Source organism: Pseudomonas sp. ASL4 (assembly GCF_056680395.1).
Genome location: NZ_CM155280.1, coordinates 2,785,380 through 2,807,066, shown reverse-complemented (window position 1 = coordinate 2,807,066; position 21,687 = coordinate 2,785,380). Strand labels below are relative to the sequence as shown.

20 protein-coding genes and 2 pseudogenes are annotated in these 21,687 nt (G+C 58.2%); 11 read left to right on the top strand and 11 right to left on the bottom strand.

Annotated features, from left to right (window positions below; genetic code table 11):
• Positions 1-9 precede the first annotated feature (9 nt).
• The 4 genes from AC1MEW_RS12725 (at position 10) to AC1MEW_RS12710 (ending at position 5,244) form a co-directional block, all read left to right on the top strand.
• A complete protein-coding gene (locus tag AC1MEW_RS12725) occupies positions 10-1,587 on the top strand; it encodes an aldehyde dehydrogenase (NADP(+)) (RefSeq protein WP_480426526.1) in 1,578 nt (525 codons plus the stop codon).
• Between the two features lie 125 nt (positions 1,588-1,712).
• Entirely contained in the window at positions 1,713-2,285 is a 573-nt protein-coding gene (locus AC1MEW_RS12720) for a PPC domain-containing DNA-binding protein (protein ID WP_480426524.1), read from the top strand.
• A gap of 76 nt (positions 2,286-2,361) precedes the next feature.
• On the top strand, positions 2,362-3,669 hold the full coding sequence (locus tag AC1MEW_RS12715; RefSeq protein ID WP_480426522.1) for an OprD family porin: 1,308 nt from the start codon (positions 2,362-2,364) through the stop codon (positions 3,667-3,669).
• A gap of 921 nt (positions 3,670-4,590) precedes the next feature.
• The gene (locus AC1MEW_RS12710; RefSeq protein ID WP_480426520.1) at positions 4,591-5,244 is read left to right on the top strand and encodes a hypothetical protein; all 654 of its coding nucleotides are present in this window, start codon (positions 4,591-4,593) and stop codon (positions 5,242-5,244) included.
• A 122-nt stretch (positions 5,245-5,366) separates the two neighbouring features.
• Here the strand turns inward: AC1MEW_RS12710 and istB are convergent.
• The 5 genes and pseudogenes from istB to AC1MEW_RS12685 all read right to left on the bottom strand — a co-directional run bounded on the left by istB (position 5,367) and on the right by AC1MEW_RS12685 (position 9,729).
• Positions 5,367-6,171 (bottom strand): annotated as a pseudogene (gene istB, locus AC1MEW_RS12705) (IS21-like element helper ATPase IstB).
• Positions 6,164-7,380, bottom strand: a pseudogene (istA, locus tag AC1MEW_RS12700) (IS21 family transposase); the annotation flags it as partial. The pseudogenes istA and istB, both read right to left, overlap by 8 nt.
• A gap of 100 nt (positions 7,381-7,480) precedes the next feature.
• On the bottom strand, positions 7,481-7,891 hold the full coding sequence (locus AC1MEW_RS12695) for an SRPBCC family protein (protein ID WP_480426518.1): 411 nt from the start codon (positions 7,889-7,891) through the stop codon (positions 7,481-7,483).
• Between the two features lie 27 nt (positions 7,892-7,918).
• Entirely contained in the window at positions 7,919-8,716 is a 798-nt protein-coding gene (locus AC1MEW_RS12690; protein WP_480426516.1) for an SDR family NAD(P)-dependent oxidoreductase, read from the bottom strand.
• Positions 8,713-9,729: an aldo/keto reductase gene (locus tag AC1MEW_RS12685; RefSeq protein WP_480426514.1), complete on the bottom strand. Its 1,017-nt coding sequence runs from the start codon at positions 9,727-9,729 to the stop codon at positions 8,713-8,715. Before AC1MEW_RS12685 ends, AC1MEW_RS12690 begins: the two co-directional genes overlap by 4 nt.
• Before the next feature lie 117 nt (positions 9,730-9,846).
• Between AC1MEW_RS12685 and AC1MEW_RS12680 the strand changes: the two genes are divergently transcribed.
• Positions 9,847-10,746, top strand: coding sequence for a LysR substrate-binding domain-containing protein (locus tag AC1MEW_RS12680; RefSeq protein ID WP_480426511.1), 900 nt, complete (start codon positions 9,847-9,849; stop codon positions 10,744-10,746).
• Positions 10,747-10,862: 116 nt separating this feature from the next.
• On the opposite strand, the gene AC1MEW_RS12675 is transcribed toward AC1MEW_RS12680, so the two are convergent.
• From AC1MEW_RS12675 to AC1MEW_RS12665, 3 genes are all read right to left on the bottom strand, one after another.
• On the bottom strand, positions 10,863-11,966 hold the full coding sequence (locus tag AC1MEW_RS12675) for an NAD(P)/FAD-dependent oxidoreductase (RefSeq protein WP_480426509.1): 1,104 nt from the start codon (positions 11,964-11,966) through the stop codon (positions 10,863-10,865).
• Positions 11,967-11,981: 15 nt separating this feature from the next.
• The gene (locus AC1MEW_RS12670) at positions 11,982-13,286 is read right to left on the bottom strand and encodes an MFS transporter (RefSeq protein WP_480426507.1); all 1,305 of its coding nucleotides are present in this window, start codon (positions 13,284-13,286) and stop codon (positions 11,982-11,984) included.
• A gap of 269 nt (positions 13,287-13,555) precedes the next feature.
• Entirely contained in the window at positions 13,556-14,338 is a 783-nt protein-coding gene (locus tag AC1MEW_RS12665) for an SDR family oxidoreductase (protein ID WP_480426505.1), read from the bottom strand.
• A 154-nt stretch (positions 14,339-14,492) separates the two neighbouring features.
• Between AC1MEW_RS12665 and AC1MEW_RS12660 the strand changes: the two genes are divergently transcribed.
• From AC1MEW_RS12660 to AC1MEW_RS12650, 3 genes are all read left to right on the top strand, one after another.
• Positions 14,493-15,659 (top strand): iron-containing alcohol dehydrogenase, encoded by a 1,167-nt coding sequence (locus tag AC1MEW_RS12660; RefSeq protein ID WP_480426503.1) that lies wholly within the window; start codon positions 14,493-14,495, stop codon positions 15,657-15,659.
• Between the two features lie 11 nt (positions 15,660-15,670).
• On the top strand, positions 15,671-15,985 hold the full coding sequence (locus tag AC1MEW_RS12655) for an NIPSNAP family protein (RefSeq protein ID WP_480426501.1): 315 nt from the start codon (positions 15,671-15,673) through the stop codon (positions 15,983-15,985).
• Positions 15,986-16,122: 137 nt separating this feature from the next.
• Positions 16,123-17,103, top strand: a complete 981-nt coding sequence (locus AC1MEW_RS12650; RefSeq protein ID WP_480426499.1) for a cyclase family protein — start codon at positions 16,123-16,125, stop codon at positions 17,101-17,103.
• On the opposite strand, the gene AC1MEW_RS12645 is transcribed toward AC1MEW_RS12650, so the two are convergent.
• A complete protein-coding gene (locus AC1MEW_RS12645) occupies positions 17,096-18,025 on the bottom strand; it encodes a LysR family transcriptional regulator (RefSeq protein WP_480426497.1) in 930 nt (309 codons plus the stop codon). The two genes, AC1MEW_RS12650 and AC1MEW_RS12645, sit on opposite strands and share 8 nt — an antisense overlap.
• A gap of 706 nt (positions 18,026-18,731) precedes the next feature.
• Positions 18,732-19,709 carry a 5'-nucleotidase gene (locus AC1MEW_RS12640; protein ID WP_480426495.1) on the bottom strand — a complete coding sequence of 326 codons (978 nt, stop codon included), beginning with the start codon at positions 19,707-19,709 and terminating at the stop codon, positions 18,732-18,734.
• Positions 19,710-19,905: 196 nt separating this feature from the next.
• Here AC1MEW_RS12640 and AC1MEW_RS12635 point away from each other — a divergent pair, with 196 nt between their 5' ends.
• Positions 19,906-20,367 carry a hypothetical protein gene (locus AC1MEW_RS12635; RefSeq protein ID WP_480426494.1) on the top strand — a complete coding sequence of 154 codons (462 nt, stop codon included), beginning with the start codon at positions 19,906-19,908 and terminating at the stop codon, positions 20,365-20,367.
• A gap of 18 nt (positions 20,368-20,385) precedes the next feature.
• Entirely contained in the window at positions 20,386-20,694 is a 309-nt protein-coding gene (locus tag AC1MEW_RS12630) for a hypothetical protein (protein WP_480426493.1), read from the top strand.
• Positions 20,695-20,853: 159 nt separating this feature from the next.
• Here AC1MEW_RS12630 and AC1MEW_RS12625 read toward each other — a convergent pair whose 3' ends face one another.
• Complete coding sequence (locus tag AC1MEW_RS12625) at positions 20,854-21,069, bottom strand: hypothetical protein (protein ID WP_480426491.1); 216 nt, start codon at positions 21,067-21,069, stop codon at positions 20,854-20,856.
• 240 nt (positions 21,070-21,309) lie between these two features.
• Between AC1MEW_RS12625 and AC1MEW_RS12620 the strand changes: the two genes are divergently transcribed.
• Positions 21,310-21,501, top strand: coding sequence for an antitoxin Xre/MbcA/ParS toxin-binding domain-containing protein (locus AC1MEW_RS12620; protein ID WP_480426488.1), 192 nt, complete (start codon positions 21,310-21,312; stop codon positions 21,499-21,501).
• Positions 21,502-21,687 lie beyond the last annotated feature (186 nt).

Here is a 21,687-nt window from a genome sequence, read left to right as displayed (position 1 = left end):
GGAGTTCCCATGTTTGAAGTTTCAGGCCACAACTACATCGCCGGCGTTCGCTCGGCAAAGGGTTCGAACACCCTGCAAAGCCGCGACGCCTGCACCGGTGAAGTGCTGCCGTTTCACTTCCATCAGGCGACGGTGGAGGAAGTGAACGCGGCCGCCGAAGCAGCGGCCACGGCTTACCCGATTTTCCGCAACCTTTCAGCCACCCGGCGTGCCGATTTCCTCGATGCCATCGCCACCGAACTTGAGGCGCTGGACGACACGTTCATCGCCCTCGTCTGCCGGGAAACCGCCCTGCCCGCCGGGCGCATTCAAGGTGAGCGGGCCCGCACCAGCGGGCAGATGCGCCTATTCGCCACAATGCTGCGTCGGGGCGATTTCTACGGTGCACGCATCGACCGTGCACTGCCGCAAAGGCAACCGTTGCCCCGCCCAGACCTGCGCCTGTACCGCACCGGCCTCGGCCCGGTCGCCGTGTTCGGTGCCAGCAACTTTCCTTTGGCCTTTTCCACGGCCGGTGGCGATACCGCATCAGCCCTCGCCGCAGGTTGCTCGGTGGTGTTCAAGGCGCACAGTGGCCATATGGCAACCGCCGATTACGTCGCCGACGCGATCACCCGCGCTGCCCGTAAAACCGGGATGCCTGATGGCGTGTTCAGCATGCTCTACGGCAGCGTTGGTGAAGCCCTGGTCAAGCACCCGGCGATTCAGGTCGTGGGGTTTACCGGGTCGTTGCGCGGAGGCCGGGCCTTGTGTGACATGGCGGCGGCACGACCGCAGCCGATCCCGGTGTTCGCCGAAATGAGCAGCATCAACCCGGTGTTGTTGATGCCGCAAGCGCTCAAGGCACGGGGGGAAAAGATCGCTACCGAACTGGCGGCTTCCGTGGTGTTGGGCGCCGGGCAGTTCTGCACCAATCCCGGTCTGGTGCTGGGCATTCGTTCGCCGGAATTCACGGCGTTCCTCGAACGTTTTGCGGCGCTGATGGGCGAGCAAAGCGCCCAGACGATGCTCAACAGCAGCGCATTGAAAAGCTATTGCCACGGTTTGGAAAACCTTCACATGCACGCCGGCATCATGCACCTGGCCGGCGCCGAACAACAGGGTAATCAGGCGTGGCCGCAATTGTTCAAGGCCGACGGCAGCCTGCTGATCAACGGTGATGAGTTGCTCCAGGAAGAAGTCTTCGGCCCCACCACTATCGTGGTGGAAGTTGCCGATCACGCCGAGTTGCTCCGGGCGTTGCACGGTCTGCGCGGCCAGTTGACCGCCACCCTGATTGTCGAGGACTCGGAACTCAATACCCTGACTGACGTGCTGGCCTTGCTGGAACAGAAAGCCGGTCGGGTGCTGTTTAACGGCTATCCGACCGGGGTAGAGGTCAGCGATACCATGGTTCACGGCGGGCCTTACCCGGCGACGTCGGATGCGCGCGGCACCTCGGTCGGGACGCTGGCGATCGACCGATTCCTGCGGCCGGTGTGTTACCAGAACTGCCCCGACGATTTGTTGCCGGACGCGCTGAAAAACGCCAACCCGCTGGGCATTGCCCGACTGGTTGACGGTGTCAGCAGCCGCAACGGGCTTTAAGACACACGGTTTCAACTAACACCCGCTGTTAGCAACAACTCCCGCGCCTGTTGAACAACAGGCGTCGGATTCGCGCGCCCAAAAAACCGCTGTACCCACACAACAACAAAAACAGAGGAAGCCTCATGCACCTTCAACTTCACCCGACCCAGCGTTTTTGCAAACTGATGCTGGCCATGACTGCCGCCGTCATGCTCAACACAGCGGCCATGCAAATGGCCGTGGCCGAAACCGCCCCCACCGCGACGACAACGCCTATGCAATGTGCAACTGAAGCCACACCGCGCTACACCAAAACCCCCGTCGGCTACCTCATGGTGCTGCGCCAGGGCGACAACGCTTTCAAGGAGCTGACCAAACTGGCCATCGCCGAAAAAATTCCCAGCGCCTCCATCAGCGGTATCGGCTTCGGCAATGTGAAGTTCGGTTTTTGGAACAAGGACAAAAAGGACTTCGACGCGAAGATTTTCAGCAACGTCGAGATGGCCAGCATTACCGGCTCCGTGGCCTGGAAGAACGACCAGCCTTCGATCCATATGCACGGCGTGGCCGGCGACGCCACGTTCCAGGCCTATGGCGGCCACATCCTGGACTTTGACGTGACCACCGGGTCCATGGAAATCACCGTCATCGTTCATCAGCGTCGCCTGGAGCGCGGGATTGATCCGTGCATTGGCGCCAACGTGTTGGGGATCTGACTCAAGTTTCAGGCTCCCGCAGGCTGCGGGAGCCACCCTCCTGAATTCAAATTACAAAAAAATAGGGGCGATTTAGATGAGCCACAAGAACACCGTTGTCACCCTGGCGCTGGGCGCCATTGCACTGAGCACCCAGGCGCACGCTGACTTTCTCGGCGACAGCAAAGCCACACTGGACATGCGCAACTTCTATTTCAATAACGACAACCGCGACGGCACCGCCAAACCGTCGAAGACCGAGGAGTGGGCCCAGGGTTTCATGCTGGACTACAAGTCGGGCTACACCGATGGCGTGGTGGGTTTTGGCGTCGACGCGTTAGGCCTGATGGGCATTACCCTGGACAGCGGCAAAGGTCGGCACGTGGGCGGCTCGATGATCCCGTCGGACAGCGATGACAGGGCTGTGGACCAGTGGAGCCGACTGGGATTGACCGGCAAGGTCAAGGTCTCGAAAACCGAGCTGCGCCTGGGCACGCTGATGCCCAAGCTGCCGATCCTTGTGTCCAACGACGGCCGCCTGCTGCCACAAACCTTCGAAGGTGGGCAGATCACTTCGGCCGAGTTCAAAGACCTGACCCTCACGGGCGGCCGGCTCGAACATGCGACGGGCCGGGGCTCCAGCGATCAGACCGGCCTGGCCGCCACCGGCGGCACCCGTGAAAGCAACGCGTTCGACTTCGCCGGCGGCGACTGGAAAGTCACCAAGGACCTTACCGCCCAGTATTACTACGCCAACCTCGACGACTATTACACCCAGCAATTTTTCGGCCTGATCCACATCCTGACGATCTCGGACAATCAATCCCTTAAAACCGACCTGCGCTACTTCAAGACAGACTCGTCCGGCAAAAACAGCTCGGGCACCTCGGGCTACAGAATCAGTGGCTACACCCAAGACGGCGATGGCGAAATCGACAACCGGACCTGGAGCGCCGCGCTGATTTACACCCTGGGCGCCCATGCGGTCACAGCGGGTTATCAAAGCGTTTCTAGCAGCAGTGGTTTCACGCAGCTGAATCAAGGCACCCTGCCGGACAAGGGCGCCGGCGGGGTCAGTCTTTACCTGTATACCGATCGCCTGATCCAGACCTTCACCCGTGCAGGCGAGCGCACCGCCTTCGGCCAGTATGCGTATGACTTCACAGCCTTGGGGGTGCCGGGCCTGAAAGCGTCGGTCATGTACCTCAGCGGCGACAACATCAAGACGACCTCCGGTGATAACCAGAAGGAATGGGAGCGGGATCTGAGCCTGGACTACGTGCTCCAGTCCGGGGCGCTGAAAGGGGTTGGATTCGGTTGGCGCAACGGCAAGTCGAACAGCGAGGCGTCGCGCAACCAGGATCAGAATCGGTTGATCGTAAGTTACAGCATCCCTTTGCTCTGACATCAATATAACGCTAACGCGCATTTCTAGGATGTCCATGTTGCTTTGCCTCAGCGCTGATATCGTGTCAGCGCTTTTCTTATTTTATTATTTTCGAAGCGATGTCTCGTACCTTACTTAACTGAAATTACAAAAACCTGGGAAGTTGCCTAGGCATCAATCCGCCTACGGCCAGATAGCTGGTAACGCCCTTGACCTGACGCAGGCCAGTGAGAATGCGTTTGGCACCGGTTGATCGACTGCGAGGCCATCGTCATCTGCAGTAGCCGGTTGTGCATCGGCGGTGGCTTTACGGTTTTGGGCCCACTGGGCCCAGTACACCATCGCAAACCACTCCAACATGAACCACCAAGGGTAAACGACAACCACCGAGCAGAAATCATTGTCGTTCATCACGATCGTAAGCGAATGCGTTGCGCAGGTTGGGCCCAAATACGCTGCAGCACAGAGTTCTCATCTCATGCACGATATCGACACCGAACATCGCCTCTATACACTAGGCGCCCATGGGGTAGCGACTGGTAACGGGTGTCGCGCTTGGGCGTGACACGACGATCTGGGAACGGGAATGACAGTTTCAGGAAGAATCTTTGGAGAACAGGGAAAGTAGCAACACATTCGTGCGTCAGCGCATCGCTCCCGATGCCATCTGCCCCAGAATGCGGATAGGGGCAGCCGCAGTCTCCGTATTGGTTGCGCAAACCCACGATCCCGCGTCACTGCCCTGCACCATCGGCTTATGGCAATTTCCTTAGCACCCTCCCCGCCAGAGTGTGCGGTCGATGCCCCGCCGGTGTACCCCCCTGCCGGCGCCAGGTTCGCTACTGTTAACCCTCCGGCGTTAACGGCTCTTCGCGCGAAGGGACGGACGCTGCGCCACCCTCTTCCTCTCTTCACTGCTCGCCAACCATAGGCCGCATCATGAGCTCTGCGATATCTGACTCTCAGCGCGGCGAAAAGCCGGCTGACCGCTACAGCGCTAGGGAACAAGGCTTGGGCTACATTTTTCAGCCCCGCTTTGCGTTATTCCAAGCGCTGGATCTTTCTGAAGACACTGCCATTGTCATCGAGAAAGAAGACGACCTGGATTTTGAGGATGCTTCGGGCACCAAAACGCTGGCGTCATTGATGCACAAAGCGGTAGGTGACCGGCTGAATGACCTATCGGTCGACTTCTGGAAGTCCGTCAATATAAGGCTTACGCGATATACCGGTAACGGGAGGATCGAATCAAATTTCCAATTTTTTTTGTTCACGACTTCGACGGTAGCACCTGGATCCTTCCTAGAGTTTTTCCTTCACGGCGCCGATACCACTGATGCTTTGCCAAGTGTTTGGGAGGTGACTCAAGCAACTCTCCACTCCAGCGAGTCTAAAGCGCTACTGAAGGTGAAAGGGCTGCTTTCAACCCTGTCCGCCCCGGAGAAGGAAGACTTCGTTTCGAGGATTACCATCGTGGACGACGTTCCGCGGATTCAAGACCTACCGGCACTAATTAAGGGGCAGAAGATGCGCATTATCCGTCCTGAACATCGGGAAGCGGTGTTTGAGCTGTTGGCGCTGATTGAAAATTGACCCAGGGCGGATTGCTGATTTTTGTCCCAACAATTATGGATAAGCTTGGCAGTAGTGTCCTGGTTGAAGACGCATCTAGCCCCACCGCCTGCAGGCATGCGGAAGGGTGTTTACGGTGCAGATCAAAACGGCTCATCGTCCTCGCTACCATCTTCGTCCTTGCGCTTTTCGTTCACTCGATTTGATCTTTGTCTGGGCGGCCAAGGTGCTGTGTTGCAGGCGGTAGGACACGTTACCCGTTTGGACGATATGGCAGTGGTGTATCAGCCGATCCAGCAACGCTGTGGTTATCTTGGCGTCACCAAACACACTCGACCATTCCGAGAAGCTGAGGTTGGTGTTGATGACCACGCTGGTGTGCTCTTACAGTTTTGAAAGCAGGTGAAATAACAGCGCGCCTCCACTCTGACTGAACGGCAAATACCCAAGCTCATCGAGTATCACCAAGTCTGCCCGCATCAGTCCCTGGGCGATTCTGCCTGCCTTACCATCGTACTTTTCACGCTGCAGCAGGTTGACCAGATCGACCGTGGAGAAGAACCGTACTCGTTTGTTATGAGTGGTGATTCCGGACACGGCCAAGGCACTGACCAGGTGTGTTTTTCCAGTTCCAGGCCCACCGATGAACACGACATTTTGCACAGTCTCCGTAAACTCAAGGCTGGATAAATCCTTGACCAGTCGGGTATCAGCGCTGGAAGCGCTGAAGTCAAAGCCAGCTAAATCACGGTGCATGGGGAGCTTTACCATGTTCATCTGATGATTCACAGAGCGCACGGCGCGATCTGCCTGCTCCTGTTGGAGCAGATGCTCAAGCAGCCATTTCGAGGATACCGTCGAAGCTTCTCCCTGGGCCGCCAGTTCCTCCCAAGCCTGCGCCATGCCATGCAGACGCAGTTCTTTAAGTTCTGCCATCAAGTCACGCATTGCGGCTCTCCTCATCTGTTGTACGGAGTTGGTCATATCGGGCCGTGTTGGCAACGGGAGCCACCTTGAGTTGCAGGCTGGTTTCTACGGAAGGCGGTGGTGCAGTAGCGGTGAGTCGGGCGAGAACATTCAAGATGTGATCGGCGCTCAGACTTCCCGACTCAAGTACCAGTTCTACCGCTACCAGCACCGGGTCGAGACCGGCGACGAGCACGGCAGCGAGCACCTGCGTCATGATTCGATCACCGTTGCTGTGACGTCTTAGGCCCCGTTTGAGAAGCCGCAACGGATTGGGCAGATCGGCAAACGGTGCGCCATTGCGCAGTGCACCCGGCTTGCGCTCGATGAGCGGGATGTAATGCTGCCAGTCAAAACTGACCTGATCTCGATCAAAGAGACGCTCGTGGCTGGCGATCATCATGTCATCGGCGATGACCACGATCCGGGATGGGTAAAGACGGCTGCTGACCCACTGGCCGACTCGCTCACAAGGCACCGAGTAGCGATTTCGTGCCACGCTGATCAGGCAGGTGCTGGAGACCCTTACGGTGCGCTCGACATAGCCATCAAAGGCGGTCGGCATCGGCATCATTTCAACTCGTTCCAGTTCCAAGACCTCTGCCACCGTTAGCCGGTTGTAATGCGGATGCGGCAGCTCGCTCCAGAGCGACCGGCAGCGTTGGCCGAGCCAGGCATTCAGTTCCTCGAAGGTGTGGAACATGCAGTCTTGAGCGTCAAGCCAAATACGCCGTCGACTGCCTTGAACGTTCTTCTCGACAATGCCCTTTTCCCAGCCCGAGGCGACATTGCAGAAATCCGGATCGAACAGGTAGTGCGCACACATCACGGAAAGCCGGGCATTGACCGTGCAGCCCTTGCCTTTGTTGAGCTTGTCGACAGCCGTTTTCATGTTGTCGTAGATGCCGCGACGCGGCACGCCACCTAACGCTCCGAACGAGCGTGTATGGGCATCGAATAGCATCTCGTGACCTTGGCTAGGGTACGCAACCAACCAGAATGCGCGACTGGCGCACAGCTTCATGTGGGAGACCTGGATGCGTCGAAACAGGCCTCCGATCAGCAGCCTTCTTCGCTCCAGTCAAATTGAAAAGCTTCACCGAGCGCAAACGTCAGCGGTACAAAAGCGCGTAAAGACTTGCCTTGCTCACCTCGCCACGAGCGTACAAACGCAGTGAGCTGGCTGTAGCCGCGCCTCTGCTCGCGATGGCGGTGAGTCATTCAACGTGGATGTTGGCTGACAGTCCGCTACCGCGAGCAGGCTCGCTCCCACAGGGTTTACGGTGGTGGCTTACGCCGGGTAGTTAGCCCGCAACGCTTCGAGGCCGCCCTGGTAGATACCGTTGAACAGCGCTTCAACTTCTTCGTCGGTCACGCCTTTGGCGGTGAAACGCCCGGACCAGGTCACCCGAACGCCCTGCCCCTGGGCTTCGACGCACAGAGTCGCCAGATAATCGGTGGCAGGGAACGGTGCCTGCTCAATCGAATAGCTGTAGGTTTTACCGGCGTTATCGAACGCTTGCAGACGCTCAACCACCACCGCCCCATCCGCCGTTTGCAGACTGCGCACCCGCCCGCCTTCACTCAGCTCGCTTTTGGGAATGAACGGCAGCCAGTCCGGCAGCGAGTTGAAGCCCCCAATCAATTGCCAAACCTCATCGGGCGAAGCCGGAATATCGATAAACGCTGATGCAGTTGCCATGTGAAATGCTCTCTCTATAAATGAGGTTCAGATTGCCATGCTGTCGACGACGCCGCCATCAACCCGCAGCGCAGCGCCTGTAGTGGCGGAAGACAATGGCGAGGCGATGTAGGCCACCAGATTGGCGACTTCTTCGACGTCCGCCACGCGCTGGATGATCGAGCTTGGGCGGGCCTTGCGCACGAAGGCGTCGGCTTCTTCCCGGGCGCTGCGGCCGGACTCGGCGGTGGCGTCTTTTAGCATCTGTTCCAGACCGTCGGTGAAGGTCGGGCCGGGCAGAATCGCATTGACCGTCACACCTGTGCCGGCCAGGCGTTTGGCCAGGCCGTGGGACACCGCCAGGTTGGCGCTTTTGGTCACGCCATAGTTGATCATGTCGGCCGGGATCGCCACCCCGGATTCCGAGGACAGGAAGATCACCCGGCCCCAACCCTGACTGACCATGGCCGGCGTGTAATGCCGGGCCAAGCGCACGCCGGAGATCACGTTGACTTCATAGAAGCGCGTCCACTCGCTGTCCGGCGCGTCGAAGAAATCCACTTCGTTGAAGATCCCGAGGTTGTTCACCAGGATGTCCGCTCGCGGTTCGGCGGCGAACAACTGCTCGGCACCTTCGGCGGTGCCGAGGTCAGCGGTCAGGCCCCGCAGTTGCGCGCCCGGCACCCGTTCACGAATGCTCTCCAGTGCCTGTTCAACCTTGGCCGAGTCGCGGCCGATCACCACCACGGTGGCCCCGCATTCGGCCAGCGCCTTGCTGATGCCCAGGCCAATACCAGCGGTGCTGCCACTGACAATCGCCAACTTGCCACTCAGATCAATTTTCATACGACACCGCCCGGCAACGGCGCCCGTTCAGAAATCAGCTTCGCCTCACGCAACGCCTGCCAGAACGCCGCAGGAATCACCTCCGTCAACGCCGCCACATCTTCAGCGATGCGGTCAGGACGGCTGGAACCCGGAATCACCGCCGCCACCGCCGGGTTAGCCAAGGAGAACTGCAGCGCCGCCGCTTTGATGCTGACGCCATGTGCAGCAGCAATGCGTTTAATCTGCTCGACCTTATTAATGATCGCCGGGCTCGCCTTCTGGTATTCGAAGTGCGCACCACCGGCCAGGATGCCCGAGCTGTAAGGACCACCCACCACAATCTCGACGTTCTGCGCCAGCGCTGCATCCATCAAGCGTTGCAAGGCGCGCTCATGGTCGAGCAGCGTGTAACGACCGGCCAACAGAAAACCGTCCGGCTGGGCTTCGGTCAAATCGAGGGTCAACTCGCACGGCTCGACCTTGTTCACGCCCAGCCCCCAACCCTTGATCACGCCTTCTTCGCGCAAACGGGTCAGCACTTTGAACGCGCCGGTGCGGGCCTGGTTGAAGTATTCCAGCCATTGATCGCCGTAGAAGTCCTGGGCGATGTCGTGCACCCAAACGATGTCCAGGCGATCGGTTTGCAGGCGCTTGAGGCTGTCTTCAATCGAACGCATCGTCGCATCGGCGCTGTAGTCGTTGACGATTTTGTTCGGGCGACCGTGTTCGAACACGCCGCTTTTTTCGCCGAGGTCACGGGCCGCCGTGTCTTCGACTTCATCGAGAATCACCCGGCCGACCTTGCTGCTCAGCACGTAGTCGTCGCGGTTGTAGTGGGCCAACGCGGCGCCCAAACGGATCTCGGAAAGACCCGAACCGTAAAACGGTGCGGTATCGAAGTAACGCACGCCGGCATCCCAGGCCGCGTGCACAGTGGCCATCGCCTCTTCTTCCGGGATAGCGCGGAACATGTTGCCCAACGGGGCGGTACCGAAACCCAGAGCGCCGGGCAGTTTGTCTTTCAAGCTCATTATTCAATCCTCATCAGTGTCGTTGGCCACGTGGGTGACCGTTGAGCAGATCGTAGATTGCGGTAATCGGACCGTCAAAGACATAATACGCAGCACTTGAGTCCCTACAGGTCTGACATGATCGACATCCGCCAATTGCGCTACTTCGTCGCCGTCGCCGAAGAAGAACACGTCGGTCGCGCCGCCGAACGCCTGCACATTTCCCAGTCGCCCCTGAGTCGGCAAATCGCCCAGCTCGAAGAACGCCTGGGCCTGACGCTGTTCGAGCGCAGCCAGCAACGTATCCGCCTGACCCGCGACGGCCAGACTTTCCTCGCCGAAACCCGTGCCCTGCTGACCCATGCCAATCGCCTGGAATCGTTAGGCAAACGCCTCGGTCGCGGTGAAGAAGGCGGGTTGTGCATCGGCTACATTGAAAACGCCATGCACGCCGGGGTGTTGCCGAACGCCTTGCGCGTGTTGCGGGTGGATCGGCCGAACGTGCACGTCGCGCTGTACAACCTGAGTTCCGCCGAACAACTGGAAGGCCTGCGCCAGCGTAGTCTGGATATCGCTTTAGTCCGTGAACCGCCCGTCGCAGATGACCAGGACCTGCTGGGTTTCCAGGTACTCGCCGACCCGATGCTGTTGGCCTTGCCCGAACACCATCCGCTGGCCCAACAGGTGACGCTAACCCCGGCCGACCTGGCCGATCAGGAATGGATCGGCGTACAACACCGCCAGAATGTCACCAGCCGCGATGACTTCGTCAGCGCCTGCATCCGCGCCGGTTTCACCCCGGACATTCGCATGGAAGCCACCGAACCGTTCACCGCGCTGGGGCTGGTGGCATCGGGGTTGGGCATCACGATGATCCAGAAAGGGTTGAGCCGTAACGCACCACCGGGCGTGGTGTTGCGGGATGTGCCGTGGATTTCCTTTACCACGCCGTTATGGGCGGCGTGGCACCGGATCAATCTGCGACCGTTGGTGGAGACGTTCCGCAAAGTGCTGACGGAACCCAGTTCGTCGACATAACCGCAATCCCCTGTGGGAGCGAGCTTGCTCGCGAAGGCGGTGGGTCATTCAACATGAGTGTTGGCTGAGAGTCCGCTATCGCGAGCAAGCTCGCTCCCACAGAGGATTTGCAGCGTTTAGTTGATCTCGATAATTGCCCGCTCGGCCAGCGCCAGGCAGCTGGTCAGCCCCGGCGACTCGATACCGAACAAGTTCACCAGCCCCGGCACACCATGCTCGGCCGGGCCGCTGATGATGAAGTCGGCGGCCGGTTCCGTGGGCCCCGTGATTTTCGGGCGAATGCCGCTGTAGGCCGGTTGCAGGCTGTCATCCGGCAGCCCCGGCCAGTAGCAGCGGATCGCCTGATAAAAGCCATCGGCCCGGCGCGGATCAACGCGGTAGTCGATGTGCTCCACCCATTCCACATCCGGCCCGAAACGCGCTTGACTGCCAAGATCCAGAGTCATGTGCACACCGAGCCCGGCACTTTCCGGCGCCGGATAGACCAAATGCCGAAACGGCGCCCGACCGCTGAAACTGAAATAGCTGCCCTTGCACAATCGCGCGATGGGTACGTGATGGGATGGCAGACCTTCAATGCGGCTCGCCACTTCAGGCGCGGACAACCCGGCGCAGTTGATCAACTCGCGGCAGCTCAACGTCATGGGTTGCGCGCCGCCCATTTGCAGCTCAAAACCTTGTTCAATGCAGCGGGCAGCCAACAGCGGCGTATGAAACGCAATCGACGCGCCCCAGGCTTCGGCGTCCGCTTGCAGCGCCAGCATCAGTCCATGGGAATCAACAATGCCGGTGGACGGCGACCAAAGCGCCGCGACGCAGGACAACGCCGGTTCAAGTTCCCGCGCTTGCTGAGCATCGAGCCATTGCAGATCATCGACACCGTTGCGCAAACCCTGTTCCAGCAACCGTTGCAACGCCGCTCGCTGATCGTCATCGGTGGCGACGATCAGCTTGCCCAGCCGTTGATAGTCAACCCCGCGCTCATCGCAGAAGGTATACAAACGCTGCTTGCCCTCCACGCACAACCGCGCCTTGAGGCTACCGCTCGGGTAATAGATCCCGGCGTGGATCACCTCGGAATTGCGCGAGCTGATGCCCACGCCAATCCCCTCGCCCGCCTCGACCACAATCACTTCGCGCCCGCTCAAGGCCAGCGCACGCGCGACCGCCAGCCCGACCACCCCGGCCCCGACCACCACACATTCAATATCGACGCTCACTCGCCCTCCGCTCATTCAAGCCAGACCCCGTTCCCGATAATCGATCAGGCTGGAAAAAATCGCCAGCAGCAGGGCCATGACCACGAAGAAGATCAGCACCAGAAAGTAAGAGCCGGTGACCTGTACGATTAAGCCGATCATGATTGGTACGATCACCCCGGCCATGTTCCCGCAGAAATTCATGGTGCCGGCCAGCACGCCGGTTTTCGAGGTGCCGCCGAGAATCGACGGAATGCACCAGTACATGCCGCACCAGCGAATGAAAAACATCGCCACGCAGAGCAGGCCAATCGCCTTGCCGGCCTCGGTGGTGTACGCCACCGCCAGCATGCACAGCGCCGCCACCAGCGCCGAGCCGCTGAACATGCTGCGCATCACCAAGTTGGGCGAGGCGCCGCTGGACTTCCACTTATCACCCAGATAACCGCCCACCAGTTCGCCCACGAACCCGCACATGAAAATCAGGAAGGTCGCGCCGCCCATGCTCGAAATGTTCAGGCCGTAGGTCTGGTGCAGGTAACTTGGCATCCAGGTCAACAAGCCGTAGAACACGCTAAGAATGCAGCAGTAACCGGCGAACATCGCCAGCACCGAGCGGTCCTTGAGCAGCTCTTTCAGGGCAATGCTGGTCACCGCACCGGGTTGGCTGGTTTTGCGATTGCCCTCGGTGATGTGCGCCAGCTCCGCAGCGTTTACGCCGGGGTGTTCGCTGGGGTGGTTGCGGATGTATTTCCAGGCCAGCACACCGGCCAGCATGGTGCCGATACCAGCGATCACGAAGGCGATACGCCAGGAATCAAACCAGCCAATCAGGTCGGCAATGATGATCGCGCCAAACGCGCTGCCCAACGGCGCGCCGCCGTCCACCAGCACTGCGCCGCGCCCGCGTTCGTTGGGGGTCAGCCAGGCGCCATTGAGCTTGGCGCCGGCGGGCATGATCGGCGATTCGGCGATGACCAGCCCCATGCGGGTGATCAGCAGCAAGATCCAGTTGTGCGCGCCAGCGGCCAAGGCCTGGAACGCGCCCCACGCCACTGTCGCGACGACGATCACGCGACGAGTCTGAAAGCGGTCCAGCAGCATGCCGCCGGGGATCTGCATCAAGGCGTAGGACCAGAAAAACGCGCTGAGCATCAAGCCTTCCAGCGCCGGCGGGATTTGAAACTCGCTGGAAATCAGCGGCAGGGCCACCGACAGCGAGGCGCGGTCGATGTAGTTGATCGCGGTCAGCAGCAACATGATCAGGAAGATTCGCCAGCGCATGCTGGTGGGACGTTCAGTGGCGGTCAGGGCAAGTGTTTCGGCACTCGAATTGGTCATGAGGGGCGCTCTTTATTGTTGTGGATGCAAGCGACCCAATACTCGTAAACCAACACGCAAACCCTGTAGGAGCAAGGCTTGCCCGCGAAAGGAGCGCCGCGGCGCTGCCAGCTATACCGCGTTATCGTTCTTCGCGGGCAAGCCTCGCTCCTACAGGGGTGTGCTGGCTGACTGGAATTGGGCAAGCAGCCCAACTCTAATCACGCGCCCGATAGCTGAATAATGAGGGGATCTGATTGGGGGATCACTGAACGTCATCCCCCAAACAATCAGAACGTCCCGGGGTAGCTGCCGCCATCCAGCAACAGGTTTTGCCCGGTGAGGAACCCGGCCTGGGCGCTGCAAATAAACGCGCAGTAGGCGCCGAACTCATCGGGCTGGCCGAAGCGCTGGGCCGGCAAATGCTTGCGCCGTTGCTCGCTGATGCTTTCCACGCTGGCGCCATTGGCTTCGGCAGCCGCGCTCAGGGTTTTGTGCAACCGCTCGGTCTCGAACGGCCCGGGCAGCAGATTGTTGATCGTGACGTTCTTCCCGGCCAGCCGCGACTGCCGCGCAAGCCCGGCGATAAACCCGGTCAAACCGCTGCGTGCGCCGTTGGACAAACCCAGCACATCAATCGGTGCTTTCACCGCCCCGGAGGTGATGTTGACGACGCGCCCGAACCCGCGCTCGGCCATGCCATCGACACAGGCCTTGATCAGCTCGATAGGCGTGAGCATGTTCGCGTCCAGCGCCTTGAGCCAGTCTTCGCGCTGCCAGTCGCGGAAGTCACCGGGCGGCGGGCCGCCAGCGTTGTTGACCAGGATGTCGACCTGCGGACACGCCGCCAATACTTGTTCGCGCACGCTGGGTTCGCTGATGTCCCCGACCACGGTACGCACTTCAACGCCCAGGCTGCGCAACTCGCTGGCGGCAACTTGCAAGACTTCATGCCCACGGGCGTTGATCACCAGGTTGACGCCCTCCTTCGCCAAGGCCCGCGCACAGGCCAGCCCCAAGCCCTTGCTGGCCGCGCAGACGATGGCCCAGCGACCTGAAATACCCAAATCCATGATGCTGCTCCTGACCGTTGGAAAACCCTACGTTACCACTGCTGCCCGACGCTTCAGGGGATGACAAAGGGTGATCGCCGGATCAGACCTTTTCACTATCGACAGCCTGCACCGCTCATTACTGTCTCCAGACCAATAAGAACCGGAGAAGTACATGAACCCGTTCCAGTTTTATTTCCCCACGACCTTGAAGAGCGGCAACGGCCTGGTGCGTCAGGCCGGTGCATTGCTCAAGCCGCATGTTCGAAAAAAACTGCTGGTGGTCACCGATCAGGGATTGATCGCGTCTGGGGTGATGGAGAGTTTTTTTGCCTCGCTGGCCGAGAGTGAAATCAGCTACGAAGTGTTCGCCGGCGTAGAGCCTAACCCCACCACCGACGTCTTGGAACGCGCCGTCGCCTTCCTGAAGAACCACGAATGCGATTCGGTGATTGGCGTCGGTGGCGGCAGCAGCATCGACACCGCCAAGGGGGTCGCGGCGATGGCCACCAACCCCGGCAACGTCCTCGACTACGAAGGCTACGACAAACTGCTGCACCCGCCGCTGCCCATCTTCGCCATCCCGACCACCTCCGGCACCGGCAGCGAATGCACCGCGTCCACGGTGTTCACCAACACCAAAACCCTGTTCAAGACCGTGATCATCAGCCCGGCGCTGTTTCCAAAACTGGCGATTCTCGACGCAGAACTCACGCTCAAACTTCCGCCATCGATCACAGCCTCCACCGGCATGGATGCCTTGACCCACGCCATCGAGTCCTACGTCTCCAAGCAGGCCAACCCGGTCAGTCAGGCCCTGGCCCTGCAAGCGATCAAGATGATTTGCGCCCATCTGCCGAAAGCGTTTTTCACCGGCTCCGACCTGCACGCCCGGGAGCAGATGCTGCTCGGTTCGTTCCTCGCCGGCGTGGCCTTCGCCCAGTCGAAACTCGGTAACGTGCATGCGATCTCCCACACCTTCGGCGGCGTGTTCAACATCCCCCACGGCATCGCCAACGCCACGCTGCTGCCCTACGTCATTGAATACAACCTGGCGGCGTGCCCGGAGCTGTTCCGTGAGATCGCCATCGCCATGGGCGAAGACGTCGATGGCCTGAGCCCCGCCAACGCTGGGCGCAAGGTAGTCGATCACGTAATGGCGCTGAATAAGGCCATCGGCATCCCCGCCAACATCAAGGATCTGGGCGTGGACCTCGACTACATGCCGCAAATGGTCAGCGACTCTATGCGCAGCGGCAACGTGCTGGTCAACCCACGCCTGACCACCGCCGTCGACATCGAACAGATCATCACTAACGCCTTCCACGGCACTCATTCCTGAGAGACAAACCCATGTTTTACGAAATGCGCACCTATACGATCCAGATCGGAAAAATGCAGACCTACCTCAAGCACTTCGAGGAAAACGGCCTGCCGGTGATCTCTCGTTACGCCACGCTCGTGGGCTGGTGGTACACCGAAATCGGCGAGTTGAACCAGGTGATCCATATCTGGGCCTACGCGAGTCTGGATGAGCGGATCAAGAAACGCGCGGCGCTGTATCAGGATGCGGATTGGCTGGAAGGCTTCGTGCCGATCGCCTTCCCGATGCTGGAAAAAATGGAATCGAAACTGCTGATCGCGGCGGACTTCTCACCGATCAAATAACCCCAGACACCACCGCCCCCGTAGGCGCTGCCGAAGGCTGCGATCTTTTGATCTTGCTTTTTAAAATCAAAGTCAAAAGATCGCAGCCTTCGGCAGCTCCTACGGGGGGGGCGGCCGTCAATCCAAGGACAACCTTCATGTGCGACCACAATTCTAATAACACCGCCGACCGTTCTCCCGACGCCAAAAAACTCCTCGAAGGCCTGCCCACCAATTGGGGAAAATGGGGGCCGGACGATGAAGTCGGCGCCCTGAATTACCTGCAAAGCGCCGAGGTCCTGCGCGGCATTGCCTCGGTCCGCCAGGGCAAGACCTTCACCCTGCAAGTGCAAATCGGCCACCCGAAGGGCGAACCGCTGTGGCCCGGCCGCCGTCCGTCGATGCGGGTCAACGTGCTGGACAAGGGCCATTTCCTGGCCGGTAAAACCCACTTCGACGGCCATGTGGAATACGCCGACGACGTGATCTTCATGCACCTGCAAGGCTCGACCCAGTATGACGCCTTGGGCCATGTGTGGCACGACAACAAACTGTGGAACGGCTACGACGCCATGAGCACCATCGGCAGCATGGACAAGGCCAGCATCCTGCCGATTGCCGAGCGCGGGATTGTCGGGCGCGCGGCGCTGATCGACATGGCGCGGCATCGCGGCAAAGCGGTGTTGGACAAGGGCGAAACCTTCACCCATCTGGACCTGCTGGCAGCGGCGAAAGCCCAGGGCATCGAGATCGAAAAACGCGACATCCTGATCATCCGCACCGGGTGGATCGGCTCGTTCTACGAGCGCGAGCCGGAGGAGTTCTACAAGGATTTCGCTGAGCCGGGCCTGACCTTCAGCCGTGAACTGGTGGAGTGGTTTCACCAGATGGAAATCCCCAACCTGGTGACCGACACCATGGCCAACGAAGTGGCGGTCGACCCGGCCTCCGGCGTGCTGATCCCGTTGCACAACGCGTTGATGCGCAACCTCGGCGTGACCTTCACCGAAGTGGCGCTGCTCGATGAACTGGCCAGCGACTGCGCCGCCGACGGTCAGTGGAAATTTCTCTACACCGCCGCGCCGCTGAAAGTGGTCGGTGGTACCGGTGCTCCGGTGAATCCGATCGTGATCAAATAATCAGATCGTGTTGTAGCTCGTCGATCAGCAGGGTCGCCGCCGGAGACAGATCGGCGCCGGCCCGGCTGATCACGCCGTAGGGTTCGCTCAAGGCTCGCAACGGCACCGGCAGTTTCACCAGCAAAGCATGTTGCTCACAGAACGCGGCGACTTCCGCCGGGATCACCGCCAACAACGTCGGGTCCTGCTGCACCAATAGGATGGTGGCGAAGATCGACGAGGTTTCCAGCGGATAACGCGGGATTTGCAGCCCGGCCTCGTTGAGCTCACGCTCCAGGGCCTGGCGCATCGGCATGTCCTTGGGGTAGACCAGCCAACGGTAATCGCTTAACTGCGAGAGCTGCAAAGTGCTGGTGCCCGCCAGTGGATGGTGCTTGCTGGCGACCACCGCCAAGGGTTCTTCGCTCAGTTCGATGCAGTCGTAGGCGTCCGAGCGCTGGCCGACGCTGGTGCGACAAATCGCCAGATCCAGCCGTCCCTGATCCAGCAAGCCGAGCAAGGTCGCGCTGGTGTTCTCCACCAGTTCCACCGACAACTCCGGCTGCTTGAGGCGTAACGCGGTCAAGGCCCGGGTCAGCAACGGCATCGCGCCCATGATCACCCCCACCGACAACCGTCCGCCCTGGCCCTGCAAGATGCTGAGCATTTCTTCGTGCAAATGCTCGACGTCGCTGTGGATCAGGCGCGCGTAACGAATCATGCAACGCCCCATTTCATTGGCCACCAGACCTTTTGGCTGGCGCTCGAACAGCGGCATGCCGAGCAATGACTCAACTTCATGCAGGGCTTTGGTCGCGCCAGACTGGGAGATCGAAATCTGTTCGGCGGCCTTGTGCAAGGAGCCGCGATCATCGAGGGCAATCAGCAAACACAATTGTTTGAGGCGCAAGCGTGAAGCGATGCTGGCAAGGGAAGGAACCATGTCCGTGTGTTCTCGATTTTGGAAACAAAAAAGGGCCGAGGGATGTGTATCCCCGGCCCGGGACAGCGGCAAAGGTCGGCACGTGGGCGGCTCGATGATAGATTCCAAACTCAGCGGGTCGGCGATCAAATCTTTTTTGTCCGCTTAGCCATTAGATCTTTGGGCGCCCCAAGTGGTAGATCGTCGAGCTCAGAGTTGCCAACCCGGGAGAGTTTGATTTCGATGACGCTTTTTTCCTGAAGCACAAAGGCCCGATCTGCCGCAGGGCCATCGTACATGTGCTTCACACGCTTATGCGAGAAGCGGTGGCCAGCTACATGCACCGAGCCACCCAGAAGCTTCGCAAGCAACAGTCGCTGACTGCGGTATTCCAGGTAGCTGTGCTCCCATCACCATTTGGTGACGGGCCGAAGTACGCGAATTCGGTGATGTGCTAAGCGGTGAAGGTATTACCTTTTTCTGCCCTACCCCAAGGCTATTAGCAGGTGCATTTTTTTGACTACGCGTTTGTTGGTGATCACGCCTATTGGTGCGTTTTGCAGATAGTCTTTGAGCCGATCCACCAGCTCTTTTTTTGATTTGTACCCAAACGGCCCCACCAGAACATTCAGAAGTCTCCCTACCTCATCGGTAAATCCGAGTCGCAATCACAGACGCTGGGGGCCGCTCCCGTCAGAGGAGCCACAATAAACATCTGGTCGTTGTCCTACACCACTACCTGATCAGCCTCAGTCGCGATCACATCCTCCGTTGAAGCATTGTTGGTTATGCCGAAAGGAATGTGCACAGACGGAGCAACCGCACTGGTCGATTTAAGATGCCCGGATTGGTCATCGAAGAAAATGTGCGGTTTCAACACGGCCAGAATTTTGCCTTTCTCGATGCCCCCCAGAAAGAAAGCGTCGTTGGCCATGACACCCCAACTCTTGAGGGTATTCATCGCACGCTCATGAGACGGAGCATTACGTGCCGTCACGATCGAGACGCGGATGCGGTTTTCGTACTTCGGATTTTCCTTTTTGTGCTGCTCCTCGACCGACTGGATCTTGGAGATCCGCACCATGAACTCCTTCAAAGGCCCAGGGTTATGCGGCTCCATGACGTTCTTCACTTCATGGGCATGAAACACCGACAAGCCAGATGCCTGCATGATTGTTTCAGATTCGTCGCCGGCGAGTACGCCGTCAAAGTCGAATGCGATACGCAGGGTCTTGTCTGCCTCGTCGTCTTCGAATTTTGAGTCGAGCACCTGGCCCGCCGGGTACCCAGCTTTAATAGCGGCTTCCACGTCTTTTTTGTCACCAGACAAAAACAGGGCGATATTCAGTGCCGGTATGTACTCGTAAGGAGATTTTCCTTGCATGAAAATCGCTCTGGTCATCCCAAGTCCGTAGTGCTCGATAGTCTTCAATACGCGCAACCCGGTATCCGGATCATTCCGAGAAAGAAGGATGACCTCTACTAGGGGATCCTCAGGATCAACGCTCAAGTCATTCACCGACAGCAAACGCTTGACGAAGGGAAAAGCAATCCCCTTAGGAAGCGGGACGTGGAGGTTTTCTTGCTGAAATTTGCGGTACTCCTCCTCTCCCTGGCTCTGAAACACGGCATCAGACGCCACCAAGTCGAAAACGGCGCTGGAAGCCACGCCTATTACCAAACGATTTTCTAGGTCATAGGGCATTCTTATCACTCATCTAAAAATCAGGTTTACCAGGGTTAATTCAATCTGCTTCATTTAAGCAGTCTCTCGTTAACGCGCAGGATTTAAGTAATTGTTTGTATACATAACACTTGATGCTTGTCAAGCGAAAGTCTCTTGCAAAGTAAAAATCTACCATGCTAGCTTGTTAATACAACAATAAAAAAGGAGTTGTGCAATGGAGTCTTATTCCATTCACGTTGAACATTCAGAAAATACAAAAATGGCTTTTGTGGTCTTCAATGACCTAGGCGATGTTCCGCAGTCAGTGCGCGAGTGCAGATTCCAAACTATCGGTTGGATATTATATGTGTTCGACAAAATGCGGGCGCTCGTAGACGAGTGGGACGAAATTGTCCATGAAAGTAACGTTTCCGATGCGTTGAGAAATCTGGCGTCATTGGACTGGGAGACTGCCTGTGCTCTTGTGCGAGCTGAAACTTGGCGGGAGCGTTTCAACCTTATTTGGCCGCTCTTGAGCTATCAAGACCAAGCACTTGCACTCGGGTATGACTATGACGACGAGGAAAATAAAAATTATTGGCCTGGCTTCGACTCGTTCAACATGATTTTTCACGATTTTATTCGAAAATCACCACTCCGGAATCGTAGGAAAGCATGCACCGAAGCGAACTGCTAATAAAATGAGGATCTGATCATGCCTACCTTCTCCATCAATGTTCGTCTATTACAAACTAATGCTGGGCGCGTGTTAGAAACAGAGCACACCACAGAAAAAAAAGAGTCGATCACACGTTCGATTTTCCAAGGCATCGGCTTGCTCTATCACATGGCCGACGCAGTCGCCCTCCGCCAACCTAACTATGCTCACGTTGCAATTGAGCTTTTTAATTCTCGACTGTACGGATTAGGAGGAAAACTTGATATTTGGAGATCTGTTGCTCTCTGCGGAAACCTGGACAGATCGAATGTATTGCGCTTGAGTCATTATCGACAAAAAATCTAGGGCAGAGGCGTTAAAACTAGACCACGGGAAGTTCCAGAACTATTGGCCAACGCTTGATTTTTGCGCTAAGGGATGGGAGTTACAGGTAGAAGGATGGATGAACAGCCCAGATTAACTGGGTCGGCATCAGATAGAAGCCCATAAAGCCAGGTTGAAATCTCATGACCTCCGATTGCGCTTGAATGCAACCAGTGCCTGAAGCGCCTGGTCAAGACTCATGCCCTCCCTCTCCTTTTGAATGAGAAAATCCGCAACGAAGGTCGCAGGGTCATCCGCGGTAAAGTCCGGATAGCCCGCTGCAGCTGACTTGCGCGAATTATCGATCACCGATTGCAGCCCTTCGCGCTCGGCTAGAGTTTTTCCAGTTAATTTCATTTGTTGTTTACCCTGTACCTAACGTTCCAACGCGTTCCTGTACAAGAGAATACCCCCTGCACGTACCAGCCGCGTCCGAGAGCTGCAATCCTAGGATCAACGCGTCGTCCTCTCATGACGTTACCTGCGAAGCTCATCTAACGCATGCTTCAAGCCCGGGCATACTCCTTCTGCCTGACAGAAAGGCTCTAAAGGAGAGTGCCTCCAGCTATCATCAATGGGTCTCAAGTGAGTCAGAAAATGAATTATGTAGAGCTGGTTCAGCGCCAGGCCGAGCAAGTTTTTGGCAACAAAGCGAAAGCGTATTTGTGGCTGACTCAGCAAAAAATAGAATTCGGTGGATTCGCTGCGCTGGAGCACGCTCAGAACGAAGCTGGATATTTAGAGGTAAACGATGAGCTTGAGCGAATCCGCCATGGGTTCTCCTTCTGATCGTGAACACTCACCCTCCAATGGCAGAGAAGTAATCATGATCGTCTTTGACTTGGCCGTCGACTGTATCCCCGCTGGTGATACAGAAAGGAAAGCTCTGTGTCTTGGTGACGGATGTTTCTCGGATGGAGGGTTGGATGTTTCTGCCTCCAGCATACGCATTAGAATCTGTGTGTAGGAAGACTC